A 19,941-nucleotide genomic window follows, 5' to 3' on the forward strand; every position below is an offset into this window, starting at 1 on the left:
AAGAAAAATTGACACTAGTAAAGTCTTATATAAGAGCTTGTTTTAGTATTTGAACTGGATGTAAAGCAACCTTTTTAGTGCCATCGTATATTTGATGTCTGCAACTAGTTCCGGCAGCTGAAATTTCAGTTTTAGGGTCAAATTTTCTAATTTTTGAAAATAGAGATTGTTCACCTACTTGCATACTGAGATCATAATGTTCTTTTTCGTATCCAAAAGAACCAGCCATGCCACAACATCCTGAATTGATAATGGTAACATTATAATTTTCAGGAAGATTTAGCATTGTAAAAGTTGCCGAAATAGTGGATAATGATTTTTGATGACAATGCCCATGAATTTTTATTTCTTTTTTATTAGAAGTAAATTGAGATGTGTGAATATTTCCAACTAAAATTTCATTATTAATAAACTCTTCAATGGTATAAACATGAGTAGCTAGGGATTTTGCGGCTTCTTTATCATCAGCTAAACGTAAATATTCATCCCTAAAAGATAAAATTGCTGAAGGTTCTATCCCTACAAGTGGATTGTCTTTATTGATGTTGCTTTTAAAAATAGCAACATTTTTAGTAGCTAAAATTTTTGCTTCGTCTAAAAAGCCTTTAGAAATATGACTTCTACCACTTTCTTCATGTTCTATAAAGTTTATCTTATAGCCTAACTTTGTAAGTAAGTGAATAGTGTCTATACCAACTTGAACATCATAAAAATTAGTAAACTCATCACAAAATAGAGTTAGTTCACCTTTTAAAGACTTGGGGGTGATTTCGGATTGATTATTTTTAATCCATTTTTTTAAAGTGGTATGGGCTATTTTTGGCACGCTACGTTCTTTAGCAATACCCATTATTTTTTTAGAAATAGAAGTGTTTAAAATTGCATTAGTAAGGGGAGGAAAAACGCTACCTAGTTTACTGTATTTAGTATTATTAGCAAACATTTTAGTTCTAAAAGATGGTTTGTTTATTTTTTGATATTGGTATAGAAATTCAGCCTTAAAACTTGCAACATCAACGTTACTTGGGCATTCACTTGCACATGCCTTACAGCTAAGGCATAAATCAAAAACTGTTTTTAGTTCTTCGTGATTGAATTTATTATTAGATTCTGAATTGGTTAAAAATTCTCGTAAAGCATTGGCTCTTGCTCGTGTAGTATCTTTTTCATTTAAAGAAGCTCTATAACTTGGACACATTGCTCCTCCAGCATTAGTAGTTTTCCTACAATCACCAGAACCATTACATTTTTCAGCAGCTTTTAAAATTCCTTGAGAATCTGAAAAGTCCATAATAGTCGAAATTTCAGGCTCTTTTCTATCTATTTCATAACGAAAAGATTCGTCCATCGGAAAAGCATCTACTATTTTTCCTTTATTAAAAATAGTATTAGGGTCAAATGTATATTTGATTCGCTTAAGAAGCTCATAGTTTTTATTGCCTATCATAAATGGCACAAATGCTCCTCTAACAATGCCGTCACCATGTTCACCACTAAAAGAACCATTATATTTTTTTACGAGTTTGGCGGTTTCTGTGGTTATAGTTTTAAATAGAGAAACATCTTCTTTCTTTTTTAAATTAAGAATAGGGCGGAGGTGTAATTCGCCTGCACCAGCGTGAGCATAGTATACAGCTTGTTGCTTGTAACTATCCATCATCGCACTAAACTCTTTTATATAAGCGGGTAAATCCTCTAAATCTACAGCGGTATCTTCAATACAAGCTACAGCTTTATTGTCTCCAACAATATTACCTAATAAGCCTAAGCCAGCTTTACGAAGTTCTGCTGTTTTTTCGCTTTCTTCATTAAATAATTTTGGATATGCATAGCCAAAATTATGTTTTTTTAAATCGTCAATTAATAAGTCTGCTAATTTATCAGTTTCTTTATCTGTGGTTGCTTTGATTTCTAATAGTAAGATGGCTTTAGGGTCACCTTCTACAAAATATCTATTTTTTATTTGTTCTCGGTTATTTTTTGTGCAATCAAGTATGGTTTTGTCCATTAATTCACATGTGTGTAAATTATGTTTCATGGCAACTACAGTAGCTTCTAAACTCTCTTGAATGCTATTGAAATGGGCAGCAACCACAACACTTTGTGTTGGTGGTAGATTGTCTAATTGTAAAGTAACTGATGTAGTAAATGCTAACGTTCCTTCACTTCCGCAAAGTAATTTGGCAATATTAATTTGTTCTTCGGACTCTGAAAATACATTGGTTTTTAATAATTCGTCAACGGCGTATCCTGTATTTCTTCTATGTATAGAAACTTTGGGGAATTCCTTTAAAATTTCTTGTTGATTTTCTTGGTTGGATAATTCGTCAAAAATAGTTTTGTAAATTTTGTTTTCTAGACTATCTCCTTTACATTTTTTATAGAATTCATCTTTATTTAAAGGTTTAAATACAGTCTCAGAACCATCTGACAGTAAGGTTTCTAACTTAATTACTTTATCTCTGGTTACACCATATTGAATAGATGTAGTTCCGGAAGAATTATTACCAACCATACCGCCAATCATACATCGATTGCTGGTTGAGGTGTTTGGCCCAAAAAATAATCCGTAAGGTTTTAAATACCGATTTAATTCATCCCTTACCACTCCAGGTTGAACTGTAACTGTTTTAGCCTTTTCATCAAAAGACAAAATTTTTGTAAAATGTTTTGAAACATCAACGACAATACCATCACCTACACATTGTCCTGCTAGAGAAGTTCCAGCTGTTCGAGGTATTAATGTAATTTTATGTTGTTGAGCAAAATCTATTAAAATTTTTAAATCGTTTATGTTTTTTGGAAAAGCAACAGCCAACGGTATTTTTCTATAAACAGAAGCATCGGTGGCGTAAATGCTTTTATATAGATTGTCAAAATAAAGTTGGCCTTTTAATTTATTTGACAATTGTATTAAGTTAGGTTGAAGTGTTGAGGGCATATTAATTTATCTGTGTTCCGTTAATTGTTTTTGAAGCTGATTTTAGAAGAACTACCTCTCCTTTACTATTTTCAATTCCTAAGACCAGGCACTCGCTTAGAAAATTTGCTATTTGTTTAGGTTTAAAATTAATAATGGCTATTATTTGTTTATTTAGTAAGTCTTCTTTAGAATACAATTTGGTTATCTGTGCACTAGATTTTTTTATCCCTAATTTACCAAAGTCAATAGTTAATTGGTATGCTGGTTTTTTTGCTTTTGGAAAGTCATTTACTTCAATAACAGTACCTGTTCTTATGTCCACTTTCGTGAAATCTTCAAAAGAAATAATGTCTGACATATTTTTTGTAATTTTATCTTTTGTTGTGGAATTTTCTTAATGTAAAATTACAAATATAATCTAAAAAAATGGCGAGAACACCTTCAAATATGATTCCTTTAGGAACTAAAGATCCTAATTTTAATTTAAGAAATGCTTTAGATGATAAAGTTTTATCATTAGATGATTTGAAAGGAGATGTTGGAACGGTAATTTTATTTATCTGTAACCATTGTCCGTTTGTGATTCATGTTAATAATGAATTGGTAAGAATAGCAAATGAATATAGCAAAACTAAAATTTCGTTTGTAGCAATCTCTTCCAATGATGTTGAAAACTATCCTCAAGATGCACCTCATTTAATGAAAAAGGTTGCAGAAGATTTAGATTATCCTTTTCCTTATTTATATGATGAAACACAAGAGGTGGCAAAAGCTTATGATGCGGCTTGTACACCTGATATCTATGTTTTTGATAAAGATTTAAAATTGGTATACCGAGGGCAATTAGATGATTCAAGGCCTGGAAATGGTATAGAGGTTACGGGAAATGACTTACGTAATGCTCTTGATTGTTTATTGCAAGGCACAAAAAATACTAAGACTCAAAAACCTAGTATTGGATGTAATATAAAATGGAAAAGTACTACTTAAATTTTCCTTTTTAAAACAGGGTTATTTGACCTTCATCATCATCATTATTTTTACTACTTACATCGTCTTCATCAATTACATCAACTGAATTTACTTCAGGGTCTTCATAGGGCAGTGGGTCTAATAAGTTTACTTGTTTTATTTTTTCGGTAGTGAGTTGATTTCCAGTTGCTTTGATACCTTTTATTGCAATAAATTCTTCAAAGTTTACAATCTCATTTTCTAAAGAGCGTTTTGAGAAAACAACTTCAGCGATAGGTCTATAATCAGTAGCTACAATTTCTAATTGTGATTTTGGATGGTCTGAGATAAAAACTTCTTCTTTGTTAGGGTTGTCAATCATAAATCGTTTGACATAATAACGTTCTTTTTCTCCGTCATAATGAATGGCGGAAATAGGTTTGTTAGGAATCCATTTTTCCAAAACAATCATGTCTTCTTCAAAATGAGTAGAGAGATCAGGAATAATTGTTTTTATAGTACCCGACTGTGTGATTATTAATAAGCGATCTTCAGCTGTAAATTCACCTAATAATTCCCCTCTGTTTTCAACATTTAATCGTTGAACGGTGTCATCAAACCATATTTTACGTGGTTTTAATGTGCTGATACCCTTTTCTTTTAGTTCAATTTTTTTAACAGCATGTTTTGTTACAGTATTTCCTTTACTACCACGTCCTTTTATTGCTAAATCAGCAAAATCAATTTCAAATTTTAATTTTTTAATACTGCCAATAGCTCGCAAATAAACCATAACTACTTCAGCTTCACCATTAGGGTTTGCTGAAAAGTATAAAACTTTAGAGTTTTTATTACCAGCGGTTAAATCGTATTCTTTATCACGTGTAATACTGGTAACCGCAAAGCGTTTCATAAAGGTTGAACCAGCTTTACCATCACGATATATCATATTATAAATGGTCCGTTTGTCTTTTTTCTTGAAAACAGCAATATGAATAATATTTTTTCCGACAAATGTTTTGGAGTCTATCTTAGAGACAATCATTCTACCGTCTTCTAAAAAGACAATAATGTCATCAATATCAGAACAATCTGTAACAAACTCGTCTTTGCGAAGTGAGGTTCCGAAAAATCCTTCTTTACGATTGACATATAGTTTTGCATTTTTCATTGCTACTTTAGTAGCAACAATGTCTTCGAAAATTCTAATTTCTGTTTTTCTTTCTTTTCCTTTTCCGTATTTATCTTTTAAATTTTTAAAATAATCGATAGCAAATTCAATTAAATTGGCAAGATAATGTTTTACTTGTGCAATTTTATCTTCTAAGCTTTCAATATATTGTTTGGCTTTGTCTATATCAAATTTTGATATTTTTTTAATTCTTATTTCGGTTAAACGAATTATATCGTTTTCAGTAACAGCTCTTTTAAGGTGTTTTATGTGTGGTTTTAAGCCTTTGTCAATAGCTGTAATTACCCCTTCCCAAGTTTCTTCTTCTTCAATGTCACGATAGATTCTGTTTTCAATAAAAATTCGCTCTAAAGAAGCAAAATGCCATTGTTCTTCTAATTCGCCAAGTTCAATTTCAAGTTCTTGTTTTAATAAAGCTACTGTATGGTCTGTAGATTTACGTAAAACCTCACTTACACCTACAAAAATTGGTTTATTGTCTTCAATAACACAACAAAGTGGAGAAATGGATTGTTCGCAGTAAGTAAAAGCATATAAAGCATCAATGGTTTTATCTGGAGAAACGCCATTTGGTAAGTGTACTAAAATTTCAACTTCTGCAGCGGTATTATCCTCAATTTTCTTAATTTTTATTTTTCCTTTGTCGTTTGCTTTTAATATAGAATCTATTAAAGAAGAAGTTGTGGTTCCGTAAGGTACTTCGTTGATAACCAGTGTATTTTTATCTAACTGAGTAATTTTTGCTCGAATTCGAACTTTTCCTCCGCGTTTGCCATCATTATAATTGGTAACATCGGCAATTCCTCCAGTTAAAAAATCGGGAATTAACTTAAAACTTTTTCCTTTTAAATGTTTTATAGAAGCATCAATAAGTTCATTAAAGTTATGAGGTAATATTTTAGTAGAAAGTCCTACAGCAATACCTTCAGCTCCTTGAGCTAAGAGTAGAGGAAATTTTACCGGTAAATTAATAGGTTCTTTTCTTCTTCCATCATAAGAAGATTGCCAAACTGTAGTTTTAGGATTAAAAACAACTTCTAAGGCAAATTTAGATAATCTCGCTTCTATATAACGTGATGCAGCAGCACTGTCTCCTGTAAGGATGTTACCCCAGTTACCTTGCATGTCAATAAGAAGTTCTTTTTGACCAAGTTGAACCATAGCATCTGCTATACTAGCATCCCCATGTGGGTGGTATTGCATGGTATGACCTACTAAATTAGCTACTTTGTTATAACGCCCATCGTCTAAATCTTTCATAGATTGCATGATGCGACGCTGTACAGGTTTTAAACCATCAACAATAGCAGGTACGGCTCGTTCTAAAATTACATAAGAGGCATAATCCAAAAACCAGTCTTTATACATACCAGTTACTTTGGTGATGGTCTCTTCTGAATGATTTTCTGAATTATTCTTGGGTTGGTTTTCTTCTTGCATTATAATTCCTCAACTAAATCAAGTTCAACTTTTAAGTTATTAATGATAAATTTTTGCCGATCGGGAGTATTTTTACCCATGTAAAAAGTTAATAATTGTTCTATAGACATCTCTTTATCTAGCATTACTGGATCTAATCGAATACTATCTCCAATAAAGTTAGCAAACTCATTTGGTGAAATTTCTCCTAACCCCTTAAATCTAGTAATTTCAGCTTTTCCTCTTAACTTTTCAATAGCATCTTGTTTTTCTGATTCTGAATAGCAATAAAAAGTTTGTTTTTTATCTCTTACTCTAAATAGTGGTGTATCTAAAATATATAAATGTCCCTCTTTTATTAATTCAGGAAAAAACTGTAAGAAAAACGTAATTAGTAAAAGTCTAATGTGCATTCCATCAACATCGGCATCTGTAGCAATTACAATATTGTTATAGCGTAAATTTTCAATACCATCTTCAATATTCAATGCAGCTTGGAGTAAGTTAAATTCTTCATTTTCATAAACAATTTTTTTGCTCATGCCAAATGAATTTAATGGTTTTCCACGTAAACTAAATACTGCTTGTGTATTTACATTTCTAGATTTGGTAATAGACCCACTTGCAGAATCACCCTCTGTGATAAACAGAGTGCTGTCTAAGCGATTGTCTTTTTTCATGTCTCCTAAATGAACACGGCAATCACGTAGTTTTTTGTTATGTAAATTGGCTTTTTTAGCTCTGTCTCTAGCTAATTTTCTAATACCTGATAAATCCTTACGTTCGCGTTCAGCTTGAAGGATTTTCTTCTGCATTTGTTCAGCGGAATCAGGATTTTTATGTAAATAATTATCGAGATTTCGTTTAACAAAGTCAAGAATAAATGTACGTACAGTTGGTAATTTACCACCCATTTCAGTTGAACCCAATTTCGTTTTAGTTTGACTTTCAAAAACGGGTTCCATTACTTTTACACTTATAGCGGAAACTACAGATTTTCTTATATCTGATGCGTCATAATTCTTTCCAAAAAAGTCTCTTACTGTTTTTACTAAAGCTTCTCTAAATGCATTTTGATGTGTACCTCCTTGGGTTGTGTGTTGTCCATTTACAAAAGAATAAAACTCTTCACTATATTGAGATTTACTATGAGTTAATGCAATTTCAATATCGTCTTCTTTGAGGTGAATAATAGGGTAGACCATATCCTCTTCAGAGATGTTTTCCTCCAATAAATCTTTTAATCCATTTTCAGAAAAATATTTTTCACCATTAAAAATTATAGTTAACCCTGGATTGAGGTAAACATAATTCTTAATCATTCTTATAATATACTCGTTACGATACTTGTAATTTATAAAAATACTATCGTCTGGAGTAAAACTAACTTTAGTACCTTTTCTTAATGAAGAGTCTTGAATTTCACTTTCATTAACTAAATTTCCTTTTTCAAATTCTGCAATTTTTGTTTTACTATCTCTTACAGATTGTACTCTAAACTGAGAAGAAAGAGCATTTACAGCTTTTGTACCCACTCCATTTAGTCCTACTGATTTTTTAAATGCTCTGGAATCATATTTTCCTCCTGTATTCATTTTAGAAACAACATCAACTACTTTACCAAGAGGAATACCTCGTCCATAATCTCTTACAGTTACAGTTTTATCTCTAACAGAGATTTCTATGGTTTTACCGGCTCCCATTACATACTCATCAATAGAGTTGTCAATAACTTCTTTTATAAGAATGTATATACCATCATCTGGTGACGAACCATCACCTAGTTTTCCAATATACATTCCTGGACGCATACGAATATGCTCTTTCCAGTCCAACGATCTAATATTATCTTCGGTATATTTGGTTTGTTCTGACATTAAATGATGTGTGATTTTTTGTGTGATTGCTAAAATAACAAAACAAGATAAAATATAAAAAAGTATTGGTACATTTTATTAACATAGTTATTGGTTTGTTATTAATTTCTTTAAATTTGCTTTACACTTAAAAATCAACTAGTATTAAAAAACAGATTCCGAATATTATTACATTATTAAATTTGTTATCAGGTGTAATTGCAGTGATGTTTGCTGCAAATAACGATTTGGTAACTGCAGCTATTTTTGTACTATTAGGTATCTTTTTTGATTTTTTTGACGGGCTAGTAGCTAGATTGTTAAAAGTTCAAAGTGAATTAGGTTTGCAATTAGACTCGTTAGCAGATGTGGTTACAAGTGGAGTAGTGCCAGGTATTGTTATGTTTCAGTTATTATTAAGGTCTGTGAATCAAAATTCTTTTGAGGCTTCTTTTTTTGATAGTGCAACCATGATGACTTGGGTTGGTTTTAAGTTTAAAACCATTCAATTAGTACCTTTTATAGGGCTTTTACTAACTTTAGCTGCTGCGTATCGATTGGCGAAGTTCAATTTAGATAAACGTCAAACTACTTCATTTATCGGATTGCCAACACCAGCAATGGCATTATTTGTGCTTAGCTTGCCAATAATTTTAGCATTTAGTAATATTGTATCTATAATTAATTTAATATCAAATTCGTATTTTTTGATTGGTATTACGTTGTTTTTTAGTTATTTAATGAATGTTGAGTTGCCGCTTTTTTCATTAAAATTTAAGAATTTTTCTTTAAAAAATAATAGTATAGAACTTGTATTTTTGCTAATTAGTTTAGTCTTAATCATTAGTTTTAAATTTGTGTCAATTCCTATTATTATTTTAATGTATATAATGTTATCGATTCTTAAAAATTCAGTACAAAAAATGTAATTTTTGTGCTCTCTAATTTTTTACAACATCTTTTCAAACAGATATTTATAATTTTATATTTGATTATATAACCTATAAGCATTAGAGTTGTATATAATAATTCGTAAAACAAATCGTTTAAATCATGCAATCGCTAAACATTTGTATTTATGAAATCAACTCAGACTACACAAAAGTGTAATTTTATTTACATAACACTTTTACTTTTATTAGCACTATTATTTATTCCGTTGTTTGTTAAAGCACAAACAACTATTCCTTTTGAAAAGAGATATGAAACTTCGGGGATTAATGGTGAGTTAACTATCATTGGAAATTCTATTTTAGGAGAAACCAGTGATATGCCGTACAATGGTACAGACCGTAACAATGACATTGATATGGTTTTTGTTGATATTGATAATGATCCTTCTACTTTTAACTCGAGTAGTGCAAACTTTACAACAGGATCATGTAATCGTGTTGTTTATGCTGGTTTATACTGGGGAGCAGTAAGTGCACCTTCATCTCCAGCACCCAATGAAGTTAAATTTAAAATACCAGGAGGAAGTTATCAGGTGATAACCGCTGATATTGCGGACGCTTCTAAAAGAGAAGATTTAGATTTAGTTTTTTATAAAGATGTTACCAGTATAGTAGCTTCTAATACAAACCCTAACGGTGATTATTATGTGGCAGATATAAGTACAAACGTAGGGAGAAACAGTTCTGCAGGATGGTCTTTAGTAATTGTATATGAAGATCCTTCTGAACCTAGAAAGTACATCAGTACTTTTGATGGTATGTCAGCGGTTAGAAATGGAGCTTATAGAACGGTAGATTTTAGTTATTCAGGATTTACAACGCCGCCATCTGGACCTGTTGAAGGTAAAGTTGGTGTTGCTGCATTAGAAGGTGATTTAGGTTTGTATGGTGATCAAATGCAATTTAAAGCTGATGGTAATGCCAGTTTTACACCGTTATATGATGATGCAAATGATGTGAACAATTTTTTCAGTAGTAATATAACTCACGATGGTGTTATTGTTAGTGATAGAAACTTAAATAGTACTAATACTTTAGGATGGGATCAAAAAATATTAGACTTTACCCCATTAAACACAGGAAATTCATTAATAGGTAATGGAGAAACAGGAGCCACTGTACGTGTTACCAATACTGCAGGAGGAGATCATATTTTTACTTTTTTAAATACGTTCTCAATCAATATTATTGAGCCTATTTTACAAGTTTTGACAAGTGTTGAAGACGATTCAAACAATCCAATTACTTATAACTCACCTGTTCCTTTAGGAGCTACGGTATGGTATAATATTAATTTTAGAAATATTGGTACTGATGATGCTAAAGATGTTGTAGTAACAAATACACTACCATTAAATGTAACATTAGATGATACAACATTTGAATTTTTAGATGAATTTGGTACACCTTTAGCACCAGGCTTAATTAACTATTCGTATAATGCTGCCAACAGACAAATAACATTTACTATAGATGATTCTCTTGTGTTAAAAAATATTGAATCTTATAATATTAGATATAAAGTTACAGCCTCAAATGACTGTTTCGATTATACTGATGCTTGTACTAATTTATTACAAAATACAATTAGTTCTTCGTATGGAGGAGTTACATCAGGAGAAAATGTATCTGATCAGCCAGGATTAATTGGTATTAATGGTTGTGGTTTACCTACAGAAGGGTCTATGGATTTATATGTAGACACTAGCTCTTGTCAATTTGATAGTACTGAGCAATATTGTAATAATAATTTAACAATTTCAGGCCATGATGGTTATAACTTATATGAATGGGTTGATCAAAATGGTAATGATTTAGGTACAGGTAAAGAAATTGTTGTTGATGGACCTGGCGTTTATACAGTAACTCAAACAAAAACAGGATGTACGGTTACTACAAGAACTATAACTGTACTTGGTTTAGATGTTACTTTTACACCCTCAGATGCTTTGTGTAAAGATAGTGCAGATGGAAAAGTAAATATAACTATTGATGATAATTCTAACAGTTTTACCTATGAATTATCAAAAGGAGGTAGCGTAATTGCTACGTATGGACCAACAGCTGATAAATCATATGATTTTACAGGATTAGATATAGGAACCTATTCGGCAAGGGTTACAAATGCAGATGGTTGTTTTGATGTACAAGAATTTACCATAGCGGAGCCAACTTTATTAGAGGCAAGTAATAGTGTTTTAGACAATATTATGCCTTGTAATGGGAATGCTTTGAGTGGAAGAATTGAAGTAACTGGAACCGGAGGTACGCCACCATATCAGTATAGTATTAATAACGGTGCTAGTTATCAAGAATCAAACATTTTTGAAGTAACAACAGAAGGAAATCATACAATTACTGTAAAGGATGCTAATGGTTGTACAACAACGACAGTAGCTAATATTGATTTCGACGAAGAAATAGAATATACAGTAGAAAAACAAGATGTTTTATGTTATGGAGGTAGTGACGGATCAATTACTATTAATGTAAGTCAAAATACAGCAGGTAATACATTGTCTTATAGTATTGATGGAGGTAATACATTCCAATCTTCATCATCTTTTACTGGACTATCAAGTGGTGATTATCAAATTATTATTAGAAAAGTAAAAGGTGTAAATACTTGTGAAACTACAGAATCTGTAAGTTTAAATCAATTGACATATTTAGAATTTACAGCAGATGCTGGTTTTAAATGTGAAGGGTCAGAAAATCAGATTATTGCAAATGTTGCAACAGAGTATCAAAACGAAGTAGAATATAGTTTAGACGGAGGCCCTTATCAATCTTCTAATATATTTGAAGATGTTTCAAATGGTGAACATACTGTAAGGGTAAGAAATACTACTACAGGATGTACTGACGAGCCAGTAACAGTTTATGTAGAAGCTTATACTCCTGTAAGTTTTGATATTGAAAACACAGATTCATTAGTAGAATATGTTGTCAATGCAAGAAATGGCGAACCAGAATATCAATATGCAATGCTTAAAAATACAGATAAATTTACTTCTCCTGAAGTTAATGATAGTGATTTTGGAAGTTTAAATACATTTTCTGTAAGTGGAGCTGGCTTTTATACATTCTATGTAAAAGATAATAAAGGATGTATTGTTTCTGAAATAATTGAAGTAAAGGATATAGAAATTCCAAATTTCTTTACGCCAGATGGTAATGGTATTAACGATACTTGGTATCCTAGAAATATAGAAATTTATCCAGATATCACGGTAAAAATATTTGATAGGTATCAACGATTAATTGTTAGTTATCAAGGAACTCAACATTCTTGGGATGGTGTTTATAAAGGTAAATTGTTGCCATCAGGAGATTATTGGTATCTAATTAAGCTTAATGCACCAAATGACAAAAGAGAGTTTAAAGGCAACTTTACCTTATATAGATAACATTAAAACTAGTTAACCCAATGAAAAAATATATTTATATAGCATTATTTGCCTTTACATTAATGGCAAATTCACAAGAGTTAAAATTATCTCCATATTCGCAGTATTTAGTTGAAAATACCTTTGTTATTTCTCCAGCTTATGCAGGTATTGATGATGTACATAAATTGCGATTAAGTGGAGTAGCTCAATGGATAGGAATAAAAGATGCACCATTAACTCAACAATTGTCTTACGATACTAGAATAAGTGAAAATGCAGGTGTTGGTGTTATTTTGTATAACGATAGAAATGGTAACACGAAACAAATGGGAGCTCAGTTGTCTTATGCATATCATATTGTTATTTCAGAAAGAAATGATGAGTATCTTTCATTTGGACTATCTTATAAATTCAACCATTTTAAAATTGATACAGGTAATTTTGATGATGGTACCGGTACAGGACATAATGATCCAAGTGTAGGAGCTAGCCAGTCTACTGCAAATCATAACTTTGAAGTAGGAGGATTGTATAGGGTGAAGAATTATTTTATAGGACTTAATGCTTCAAATCTTTTAAATAAGACCACTAAAATATTTGCGAATACAGAGCCTGTTAAGTTAAGAACTTATTACTTGTATACTGGCTATACATTTTTGAGTGACAATGATGAGTATGAGTATGAGCCTTCTTTATTCTTTAAATATTTTGAAGCTGATGGTCGCTCTGTTTCTGATATTAACTTTAAGGCTAGAAAATTAACCGACGATGGTTATTACTGGGCAGGTATTAATTCAAGATTCTTAAATGATCAAAGCTTTAAACCATTATCTATTTCTCCTTTATTAGGATTGAAAAAAGATAAAATGTACCTTGGTTTGGGGTATCAATTTAATATTAATGAATCTGTAGAACTAGGTTCTTACGGAACGCCATTAATAGTGTTAGGTTACGATTTTGATGCCGGTAGGTTTAATACAAGCTGGAGTTCAAGAAAATAATAGAATTAAAAAAAATCAAAAAAATGAAAAATATAAAAATTATTGCCGTATTATTTTGTTTAGGATATTTTGGTCTGTGCAATAGCTATGCTCAATCTACATCAGATAAACAAGATGATGATAAAGTGTATAAAGTTCAAATGCTTGAAGTACCTGATAGTGTTAAAGAAACATTGAAAAACTATTCAGGCTATACAATATCTAAAGATGTAAGTTATAAATTAAGGTCTACAAATACAAAATCAGATAAGGTATATAGATTTAAAATAGAACGTAAAAATTTTCCTTATGTATTATTAGTAAGTGAGAAAGGAAAAGTTTTGGGGATTGAATCAGATGAAACTTGATTTTATAAAATCCAAAATAAAAAAAAAGACTATCAATTAATTGATAGTCTTTTTTTTATTCTTAATTATTGTCTTCACCAACTATAAGTCTAAAACCTTCACCATGAATGTTAATAATTTCCACATTAGGGTCTGGCTTTAAGTATTTACGTAATTTAGCAATATAAACATCCATACTTCTAGAAGTAAAATAGTTGTCGTCTCTCCAAATTTTTGTTAAAGCCAACTCTCTTGGCATTAAGTCATTTAAATGGATTGCTAACATTTTTAATAATTTATTTTCTTTAGGTGATAATTTACGAGGTTCGCCACCATCAAAAGATAAATGTCTTAATTTTGAGTTTAAGAAAAATTTACCAATTTGAAATTCATGCTTTTCATCATCGGTACTCATGTCAATTTCTTTACGCTGTAATATAGCCTTTATTTTATGAAGTAATACTTCAGAATCAAAAGGTTTATTTAAATAGTCATCAGCACCAGATTCATACCCTTTTAAAACGTCCTCTTTCATGGTTTTTGCTGTTAAAAAAACAATAGGCACATCGGTGTTGGTGGCTCTAATGTCTTTTGCTAATGAAAAACCATCTTTTCTTGGCATCATTACATCTAAAATACAAAGATCAAATTCTTCATTTTTAAACATAATTAACCCTTCTAGACCATCTTTTGCATGAGAAACGGAATAATCATTTAACATTAGATAATCTTTTAGCACAGTTCCAAAATTTGGATCATCTTCTACTAATAATATTTTTTTATTTGCCATAATATTTAAAATTAAATTAAGGGTAATTTTATTGTAAAAGTGCTTCCTTTTCCCTTTTCACTTTCTACATAAACATTACCGTGGTGGTGTTCTACTATTTTTTTTACATAAGACAAGCCTAATCCATGGCCTTTTACATCGTGTATATTTACTTTTTGTTCTCTATAAAACTTATCAAAAACGTGTTTTTGAACGTTTTTATTCATTCCAATTCCTTGATCTTTAACATGTAAAATGATATAATTACCTGCATTTTCAGTATATATATCAATTTTAGGAGGTTCATTAGTATATTTTATTGCATTGTCTAATATGTTTGTAATTACATTGGTAAAATGAAATTTATTAACCATTACTTCACTTTGTAATGCTTCTAAATGCAAATTAATATAACCACCTTTGTTTTTAATAATTAACTCAACGTGAGTAATTGAATCTTCTATTATGTCGTGTAAATCATTAACTCCTTTCGTTATATCCAATTGATTTTTTTCCAATCGTGAAATTCGCAATACATTTTCAACTTGCCCATGCATTCTTTTATTCTCTTGGCGAATCATTTCAGAATAACGCAACACCTTTTCTGTATCATTAATTATTTTCGGGTTTTTAATGGCATCTAATGCTAAATTAATTGTAGCAATAGGTGTTTTAAACTCGTGTGTCATGTTATTTATAAAATCGGTTTTTATTTCCGAAATTTGTTTTTGTTTTATCAATTGATAAAGGGCACTTCCAAAGGCAAAAATAATTACCAAAATAAAAACAGCTGCCAATATTAAAATACTAGTAATTGAACTTAATATATATTCATCTTTGGAAGGGAAAGCTACTCTTAATTCATAATCACTATTTCCATTATTATCAATAAATAAAGGAACACCATAACTTTTGCCTTCTATATTTTTAAATTTATTTGATTTCACTTTAGTCGCTAACCCATCTCCATAAACACCAAACTCAAATTTAGTATCAACCCCTCTGTCTCTTAATTCGTTTTCTAGATTTAATTTTATTTCATTTGAACTCACCCTATCATAAATAGGTTTTCGCGGTGCTAAATCATTAAAAATATCTTCGAACACTACTGATTCTAACTTCATCATTCTTCCTACTTCGTATATTCGTTCTTCGGGTGTTTGTTCGTCTACATCACTTAATTTAAAATCTTCTAACTTGGTAATTTTTTCTTCCTTTTCACCATAAAAAGATTTGAATGTCAAAGAATCGTTATCGAAAAGAGGTATAGAAGATTTAAAATCATTTTCTAATATACTTTTTCTAAATGAATAAACTTGATTTTTTGCAGTATCAATTTGTTGAAATACAAATTCTTTTTTAATAAGTTCTCCAGATCTTGAGGCACTATCAATTAGCGTTTTGTATTCTTTAAAATAATCACTTACCTCCCTTTTTTGGATATTATCAGAAACTTTTGCCAATGCAAATTTAACATCATTCGTAAATTGTTTTTCACGTATGTTTATAGAACTGTTTATCCAATAAATTTGTACTGCAATAATACCTATTAAAGCAATACTCATTAATATAATTAGGAGTACAAATACCCGTTTACTCATTTTAACAAAATTAACTTAACTATTTTACTTTTAGGATTGATTTAACTAAGATTAACTAAATGTAAATATATTTAACAGTAATTTAAGAAAAGTTGCTTTTTTTGGCAAAATTTAATAACGTGTTGTGAATTTTTTTTACTTGGTTTTTAGTCGCTGAAAGTTGTTCGTTTACTATGACAAAATCAGCCAATTCATTTTTTTTAGTTTCATTCCACTGATTGTTAATTCTTGCTAGAACTTGCTCTTTGGTAGCACCATCTCTACTAATAACTCTATTAATTCTAGTTTCTAAAGGGGCAGTAACTGAAATGATATAATCGAAATTAGCAGCTTTTTTATTTTCAAAAATTATTGCATTTTCTTGGATACAATATGGTGTATTTTGTTGTTTTACCCAATTGGCAAAATGTTTGTCAACTTCTGGATGAACGATGCTGTTGATAATGGCTAACTTTTTTTTATTATTAAATATAACTTTAGCCAAATAGGCTCTGTTTAATGTGTTGTTTGTGTAGGTTTGATCTCCAAAGGCCTCTATCAATTTATTTTTTATTCTCGATGAGGTTTCCATGAGTTTTTTTGCTTCTATATCTGCAAAATATACAGGAACTCCATGTTCTTTAAAAAAGTTAGCTACTGTGCTTTTTCCGCTACCAATACCACCTGTTAATCCTACTTTTATCATTGCTTTATTAAATAATCAATTTGGTTGGGTACTATTCTAATATTGGTTATGTATGATGGTTTTAATACTACTTTTGGAATTAAATAATTTAAATCATCCTTTACAGACCGTTCATAATCACAACTTATTTTAAAATCGTTTTTATTGATTTTGTTATAATCAGAAATACTTACTTGAAAAATTATTTCAACTTGTTCAGGAAACGTGGTAATATTAAATTGTTTTGGTAAATTCTCTATTGTAATAGGTATGGAAAATTTGGCTTCCGTAAATTTTTCTACAACACCACTAATTTTAATTTTATCGGCAGAATATCTCACTTTTGAATTTGAAGCCAATTGTAGTAGTGGAGCCATTACCTCAAAATTAGAATTTACATTTTTTAACTCTGTTTTAGTAGTAGTTATTTTTTTTATTGAGTCTATTAAAATTTCGGGGCCTGAGATGGTAATTTCACTAGGTTCTATTTTTAAATCTCCAAATAAATTATAACCAGATTGATATGCAATGTGTATATTTGGTTCAATCTTTACTGTTTTTGTGGTGCTTTGGCCTATGTTATAAAAAAGAGTGTCTGGTTTTACTGAAAAAACTTCAACATCTGATAGCAATTGACTTTTAATTTCTGTCATTAACTCTTGAGATGTTTGGTAATAAATATGCTTACTTTTTGGTTTTATTGATTTTAAATCTACCTTTACGTTTCTTTTAAAGAAATGATATTTAATCAAGTCAAAACCATAAGTTTTTATTGTTAAAAAGACTTCTTTTTGTGGCTCTTTTTGAAGCATTTTGCCTTCAGGTAAATTATAATAATCTACCTTAACGGGTATAACATCTATATATTCTTTAGACAGCTTTATTAATATCCAAAATAAAAATGACAATATTAAGAAACCCAAAATCATTTTGGTTTTTTTTGCGTTTTTAATTTTTATTGGGGTTTTGTTCTCTTTTACTGCCATAAACCTTTAAATATAAACAAAAAAAGTGAGTTCTATTGTTATAAAACTCACTTCTTACTTAATTTTGATAATCCTACTTTTTTGTTTCCGCTGGACTTACATATTTTTTACTAAGTTCCATTGAAATTGCAGTACGTTCAAACTTTATTTTACCGGCTCCTGTTTCAATAATAGCTGCATCATCGGTTAAATCAACTATTTTTCCATGAATACCACTTGTGGTAACCACTTTGGTTCCTTTTTTTATTTCAGATTGAAATTTTTTTTCATTTTTTGCTCTCTTCATTTGTGGTCTTATCATAAAAAGATAAATAACCAATAACATGGCCGGAATTAATATAAAATTTCCCATTCCGCCATCTCCGGCTTGTAATACTATTGCTGAATACATATTTATTTATTTTAACTTGGGTTTTGTTTTGGGGTTACATTTGCTTTTATTAAAACCGTTTCTTTTCCGTTAGCTGTATTGGTTGTTAATGTAACAACTTTGTTTATCTGGTTTGGTTTTCCAGATGAATTAAATTTAACTCTAATAGATCCAGTTCCTCCAACAGGTATTGGTTCTTTCGGATATTCTGGTACGGTACAACCACAAGTACTTGTAGCATTAGATATTATTAAAGCCGATTTCCCTGTGTTTTTAAAATCAAAAGTTGTTTCTACAATATCACCTTCATTAATAACACCAAAATCGTGTTCGGTTTTTGAAAAAGAAACCGCTGGAGCTCCTTCTGACATTTTAAAATCTCGTTCTTTAGCAAGTTTTAAATTTTCTTCTTTAATTTTAGAAGCTGCATTTTCTTTACATGAAATCATAGAAAATACTACTAAAACAGTCAATATTTTTATTGGTAATCTCATAAGTTTTAATTTATTATTTTATTCTTACAAATTGGTATTATTAATTTTAATATTACTATTATTCAGGGTATAAAATTAATAATTTTTAAACTAATCCTCTTCCTATTTTTTTTATCTTGTTTGCTGCGGTATATTCTTTCAATAATTTATCTAAAACGCCATTTATAAAAAAACTACTTTTAGTGGTAGAATAATCTTTTGCAATTTCAATATATTCATTAATTGTTACTCTTGTAGGTATTGATGGAAAATATTTTAATTCCGTTAAGGCCATTTTCATTAAGATAAAATCTACTTCAGCAATTCTATCAGTATCCCAATTTGGGGTTTTGGCATCAATATCTTCATTAAATTCATGATGGTGCAATACCGTTTTTTTAAACAAGTCTACAACAAACTCTTTATCTTCATAATCTTTATAAATGCTGTTTTTATCAAAACGGGTATTCACATTTATTTTTTTTAAATTCTTAATAATCCAAGTATTTACAAAAGGAATATCATCTACCCAAGTTATAAGTTGACTCTCATAGTAGTCAAATAACTTGTCATTTGGTGCTATTACTTTTTTATACAATTCACTTATAAAATTTAAATCTCCTTTAGGAGAATCTGACTGTGAATTTTTTATAAAATCTACATATATATCACTTTCTCTAATGGCATCCCAAATTAATCGAACATATTCACTATCTTCTTTCCAATTTTTTAATTTTTGGGTACTAATGTATTCTTTTAAAGATTCATTATTTTTTAGCCCTAGTAAAAAAGGATGATCAATAAATTTTCTATTCGGATTTTTATCTTCTGAAGTTGCTAAATATTTCTTTTTGGCAATTTCTTGATGCTTTTCGGCTAAATTTCTTACCTCTACCATTAAACTCAATTGCAAAACGTACAAATCATATATTTTATAGATGCTATAATTTAAGAATTTTTCTTCCTTAACTATATCATCACTATTTGATTGTAATAAGGCATAAACGGATTGCATTACTTTTATTCTCAGGTGTCTCCTGTTTAACATAAATTAAATGTTTTATA

At 30.1% G+C, this 19,941-nt stretch carries 16 protein-coding genes; 5 read left to right on the forward strand and 11 right to left on the reverse strand.

The genetic code is table 11. The features are described from left to right. Positions 1-25 precede the first annotated feature (25 nt). A complete protein-coding gene (locus tag EGM88_RS06500; RefSeq protein ID WP_123897152.1) occupies positions 26-2,941 on the reverse strand; it encodes an FAD-binding and (Fe-S)-binding domain-containing protein in 2,916 nt (971 codons plus the stop codon). Position 2,942: 1 nt separating this feature from the next. After that, a complete protein-coding gene (locus EGM88_RS06505; protein WP_123897153.1) occupies positions 2,943-3,281 on the reverse strand; it encodes a tRNA-binding protein in 339 nt (112 codons plus the stop codon). 68 nt (positions 3,282-3,349) lie between these two features. Between EGM88_RS06505 and EGM88_RS06510 the strand changes: the two genes are divergently transcribed. Further along, a complete protein-coding gene (locus tag EGM88_RS06510) occupies positions 3,350-3,913 on the forward strand; it encodes a thioredoxin family protein (RefSeq protein WP_123897154.1) in 564 nt (187 codons plus the stop codon). 10 nt (positions 3,914-3,923) lie between these two features. On the opposite strand, the gene EGM88_RS06515 is transcribed toward EGM88_RS06510, so the two are convergent. Further along, complete coding sequence (locus EGM88_RS06515) at positions 3,924-6,506, reverse strand: DNA gyrase/topoisomerase IV subunit A (RefSeq protein ID WP_123897155.1); 2,583 nt, start codon at positions 6,504-6,506, stop codon at positions 3,924-3,926. Then, positions 6,506-8,362, reverse strand: a complete 1,857-nt coding sequence (locus EGM88_RS06520) for a DNA topoisomerase IV subunit B (protein WP_123897156.1) — start codon at positions 8,360-8,362, stop codon at positions 6,506-6,508. The genes EGM88_RS06515 and EGM88_RS06520 overlap by 1 nt, the downstream gene beginning before the upstream one ends. 164 nt (positions 8,363-8,526) lie before the next feature. Between EGM88_RS06520 and EGM88_RS06525 the strand changes: the two genes are divergently transcribed. From EGM88_RS06525 to EGM88_RS06540, 4 genes are all read left to right on the forward strand, one after another. Next, complete coding sequence (locus EGM88_RS06525) at positions 8,527-9,270, forward strand: CDP-alcohol phosphatidyltransferase family protein (RefSeq protein ID WP_394336877.1); 744 nt, start codon at positions 8,527-8,529, stop codon at positions 9,268-9,270. Positions 9,271-9,419: 149 nt separating this feature from the next. Beyond that, entirely contained in the window at positions 9,420-12,704 is a 3,285-nt protein-coding gene (locus tag EGM88_RS06530; protein ID WP_123897158.1) for a T9SS type B sorting domain-containing protein, read from the forward strand. Positions 12,705-12,724: 20 nt separating this feature from the next. Beyond that, entirely contained in the window at positions 12,725-13,687 is a 963-nt protein-coding gene (locus EGM88_RS06535) for a PorP/SprF family type IX secretion system membrane protein (RefSeq protein ID WP_123897159.1), read from the forward strand. A 23-nt stretch (positions 13,688-13,710) separates the two neighbouring features. Further along, on the forward strand, positions 13,711-14,034 hold the full coding sequence (locus EGM88_RS06540; RefSeq protein WP_123897160.1) for a hypothetical protein: 324 nt from the start codon (positions 13,711-13,713) through the stop codon (positions 14,032-14,034). A 61-nt stretch (positions 14,035-14,095) separates the two neighbouring features. On the opposite strand, the gene EGM88_RS06545 is transcribed toward EGM88_RS06540, so the two are convergent. The 7 genes from EGM88_RS06545 to nusB all read right to left on the reverse strand — a co-directional run bounded on the left by EGM88_RS06545 (position 14,096) and on the right by nusB (position 19,924). After that, positions 14,096-14,803 (reverse strand): response regulator transcription factor, encoded by a 708-nt coding sequence (locus EGM88_RS06545; RefSeq protein WP_123897161.1) that lies wholly within the window; start codon positions 14,801-14,803, stop codon positions 14,096-14,098. Between the two features lie 11 nt (positions 14,804-14,814). After that, complete coding sequence (locus EGM88_RS06550) at positions 14,815-16,347, reverse strand: sensor histidine kinase (RefSeq protein ID WP_238988395.1); 1,533 nt, start codon at positions 16,345-16,347, stop codon at positions 14,815-14,817. A gap of 118 nt (positions 16,348-16,465) precedes the next feature. Further along, a complete protein-coding gene (gene coaE, locus EGM88_RS06555; protein ID WP_123897163.1) occupies positions 16,466-17,068 on the reverse strand; it encodes a dephospho-CoA kinase in 603 nt (200 codons plus the stop codon). Next, positions 17,065-18,033, reverse strand: a complete 969-nt coding sequence (locus EGM88_RS06560) for a CdaR family protein (protein ID WP_123897164.1) — start codon at positions 18,031-18,033, stop codon at positions 17,065-17,067. Before EGM88_RS06560 ends, coaE begins: the two co-directional genes overlap by 4 nt. Positions 18,034-18,106: 73 nt before the next feature. Next, positions 18,107-18,424, reverse strand: a complete 318-nt coding sequence (yajC, locus tag EGM88_RS06565) for a preprotein translocase subunit YajC (protein ID WP_123897165.1) — start codon at positions 18,422-18,424, stop codon at positions 18,107-18,109. Between the two features lie 11 nt (positions 18,425-18,435). Beyond that, positions 18,436-18,897, reverse strand: coding sequence for a DUF1573 domain-containing protein (locus EGM88_RS06570; RefSeq protein ID WP_123897166.1), 462 nt, complete (start codon positions 18,895-18,897; stop codon positions 18,436-18,438). A gap of 85 nt (positions 18,898-18,982) precedes the next feature. Next, a complete protein-coding gene (gene nusB, locus EGM88_RS06575; RefSeq protein ID WP_123897167.1) occupies positions 18,983-19,924 on the reverse strand; it encodes a transcription antitermination factor NusB in 942 nt (313 codons plus the stop codon). Positions 19,925-19,941 lie beyond the last annotated feature (17 nt).

This window comes from Aureibaculum marinum, from assembly GCF_003813905.1.
GTDB classification, from domain to species: Bacteria; Bacteroidota; Bacteroidia; order Flavobacteriales; family Flavobacteriaceae; genus Aureibaculum; species Aureibaculum marinum.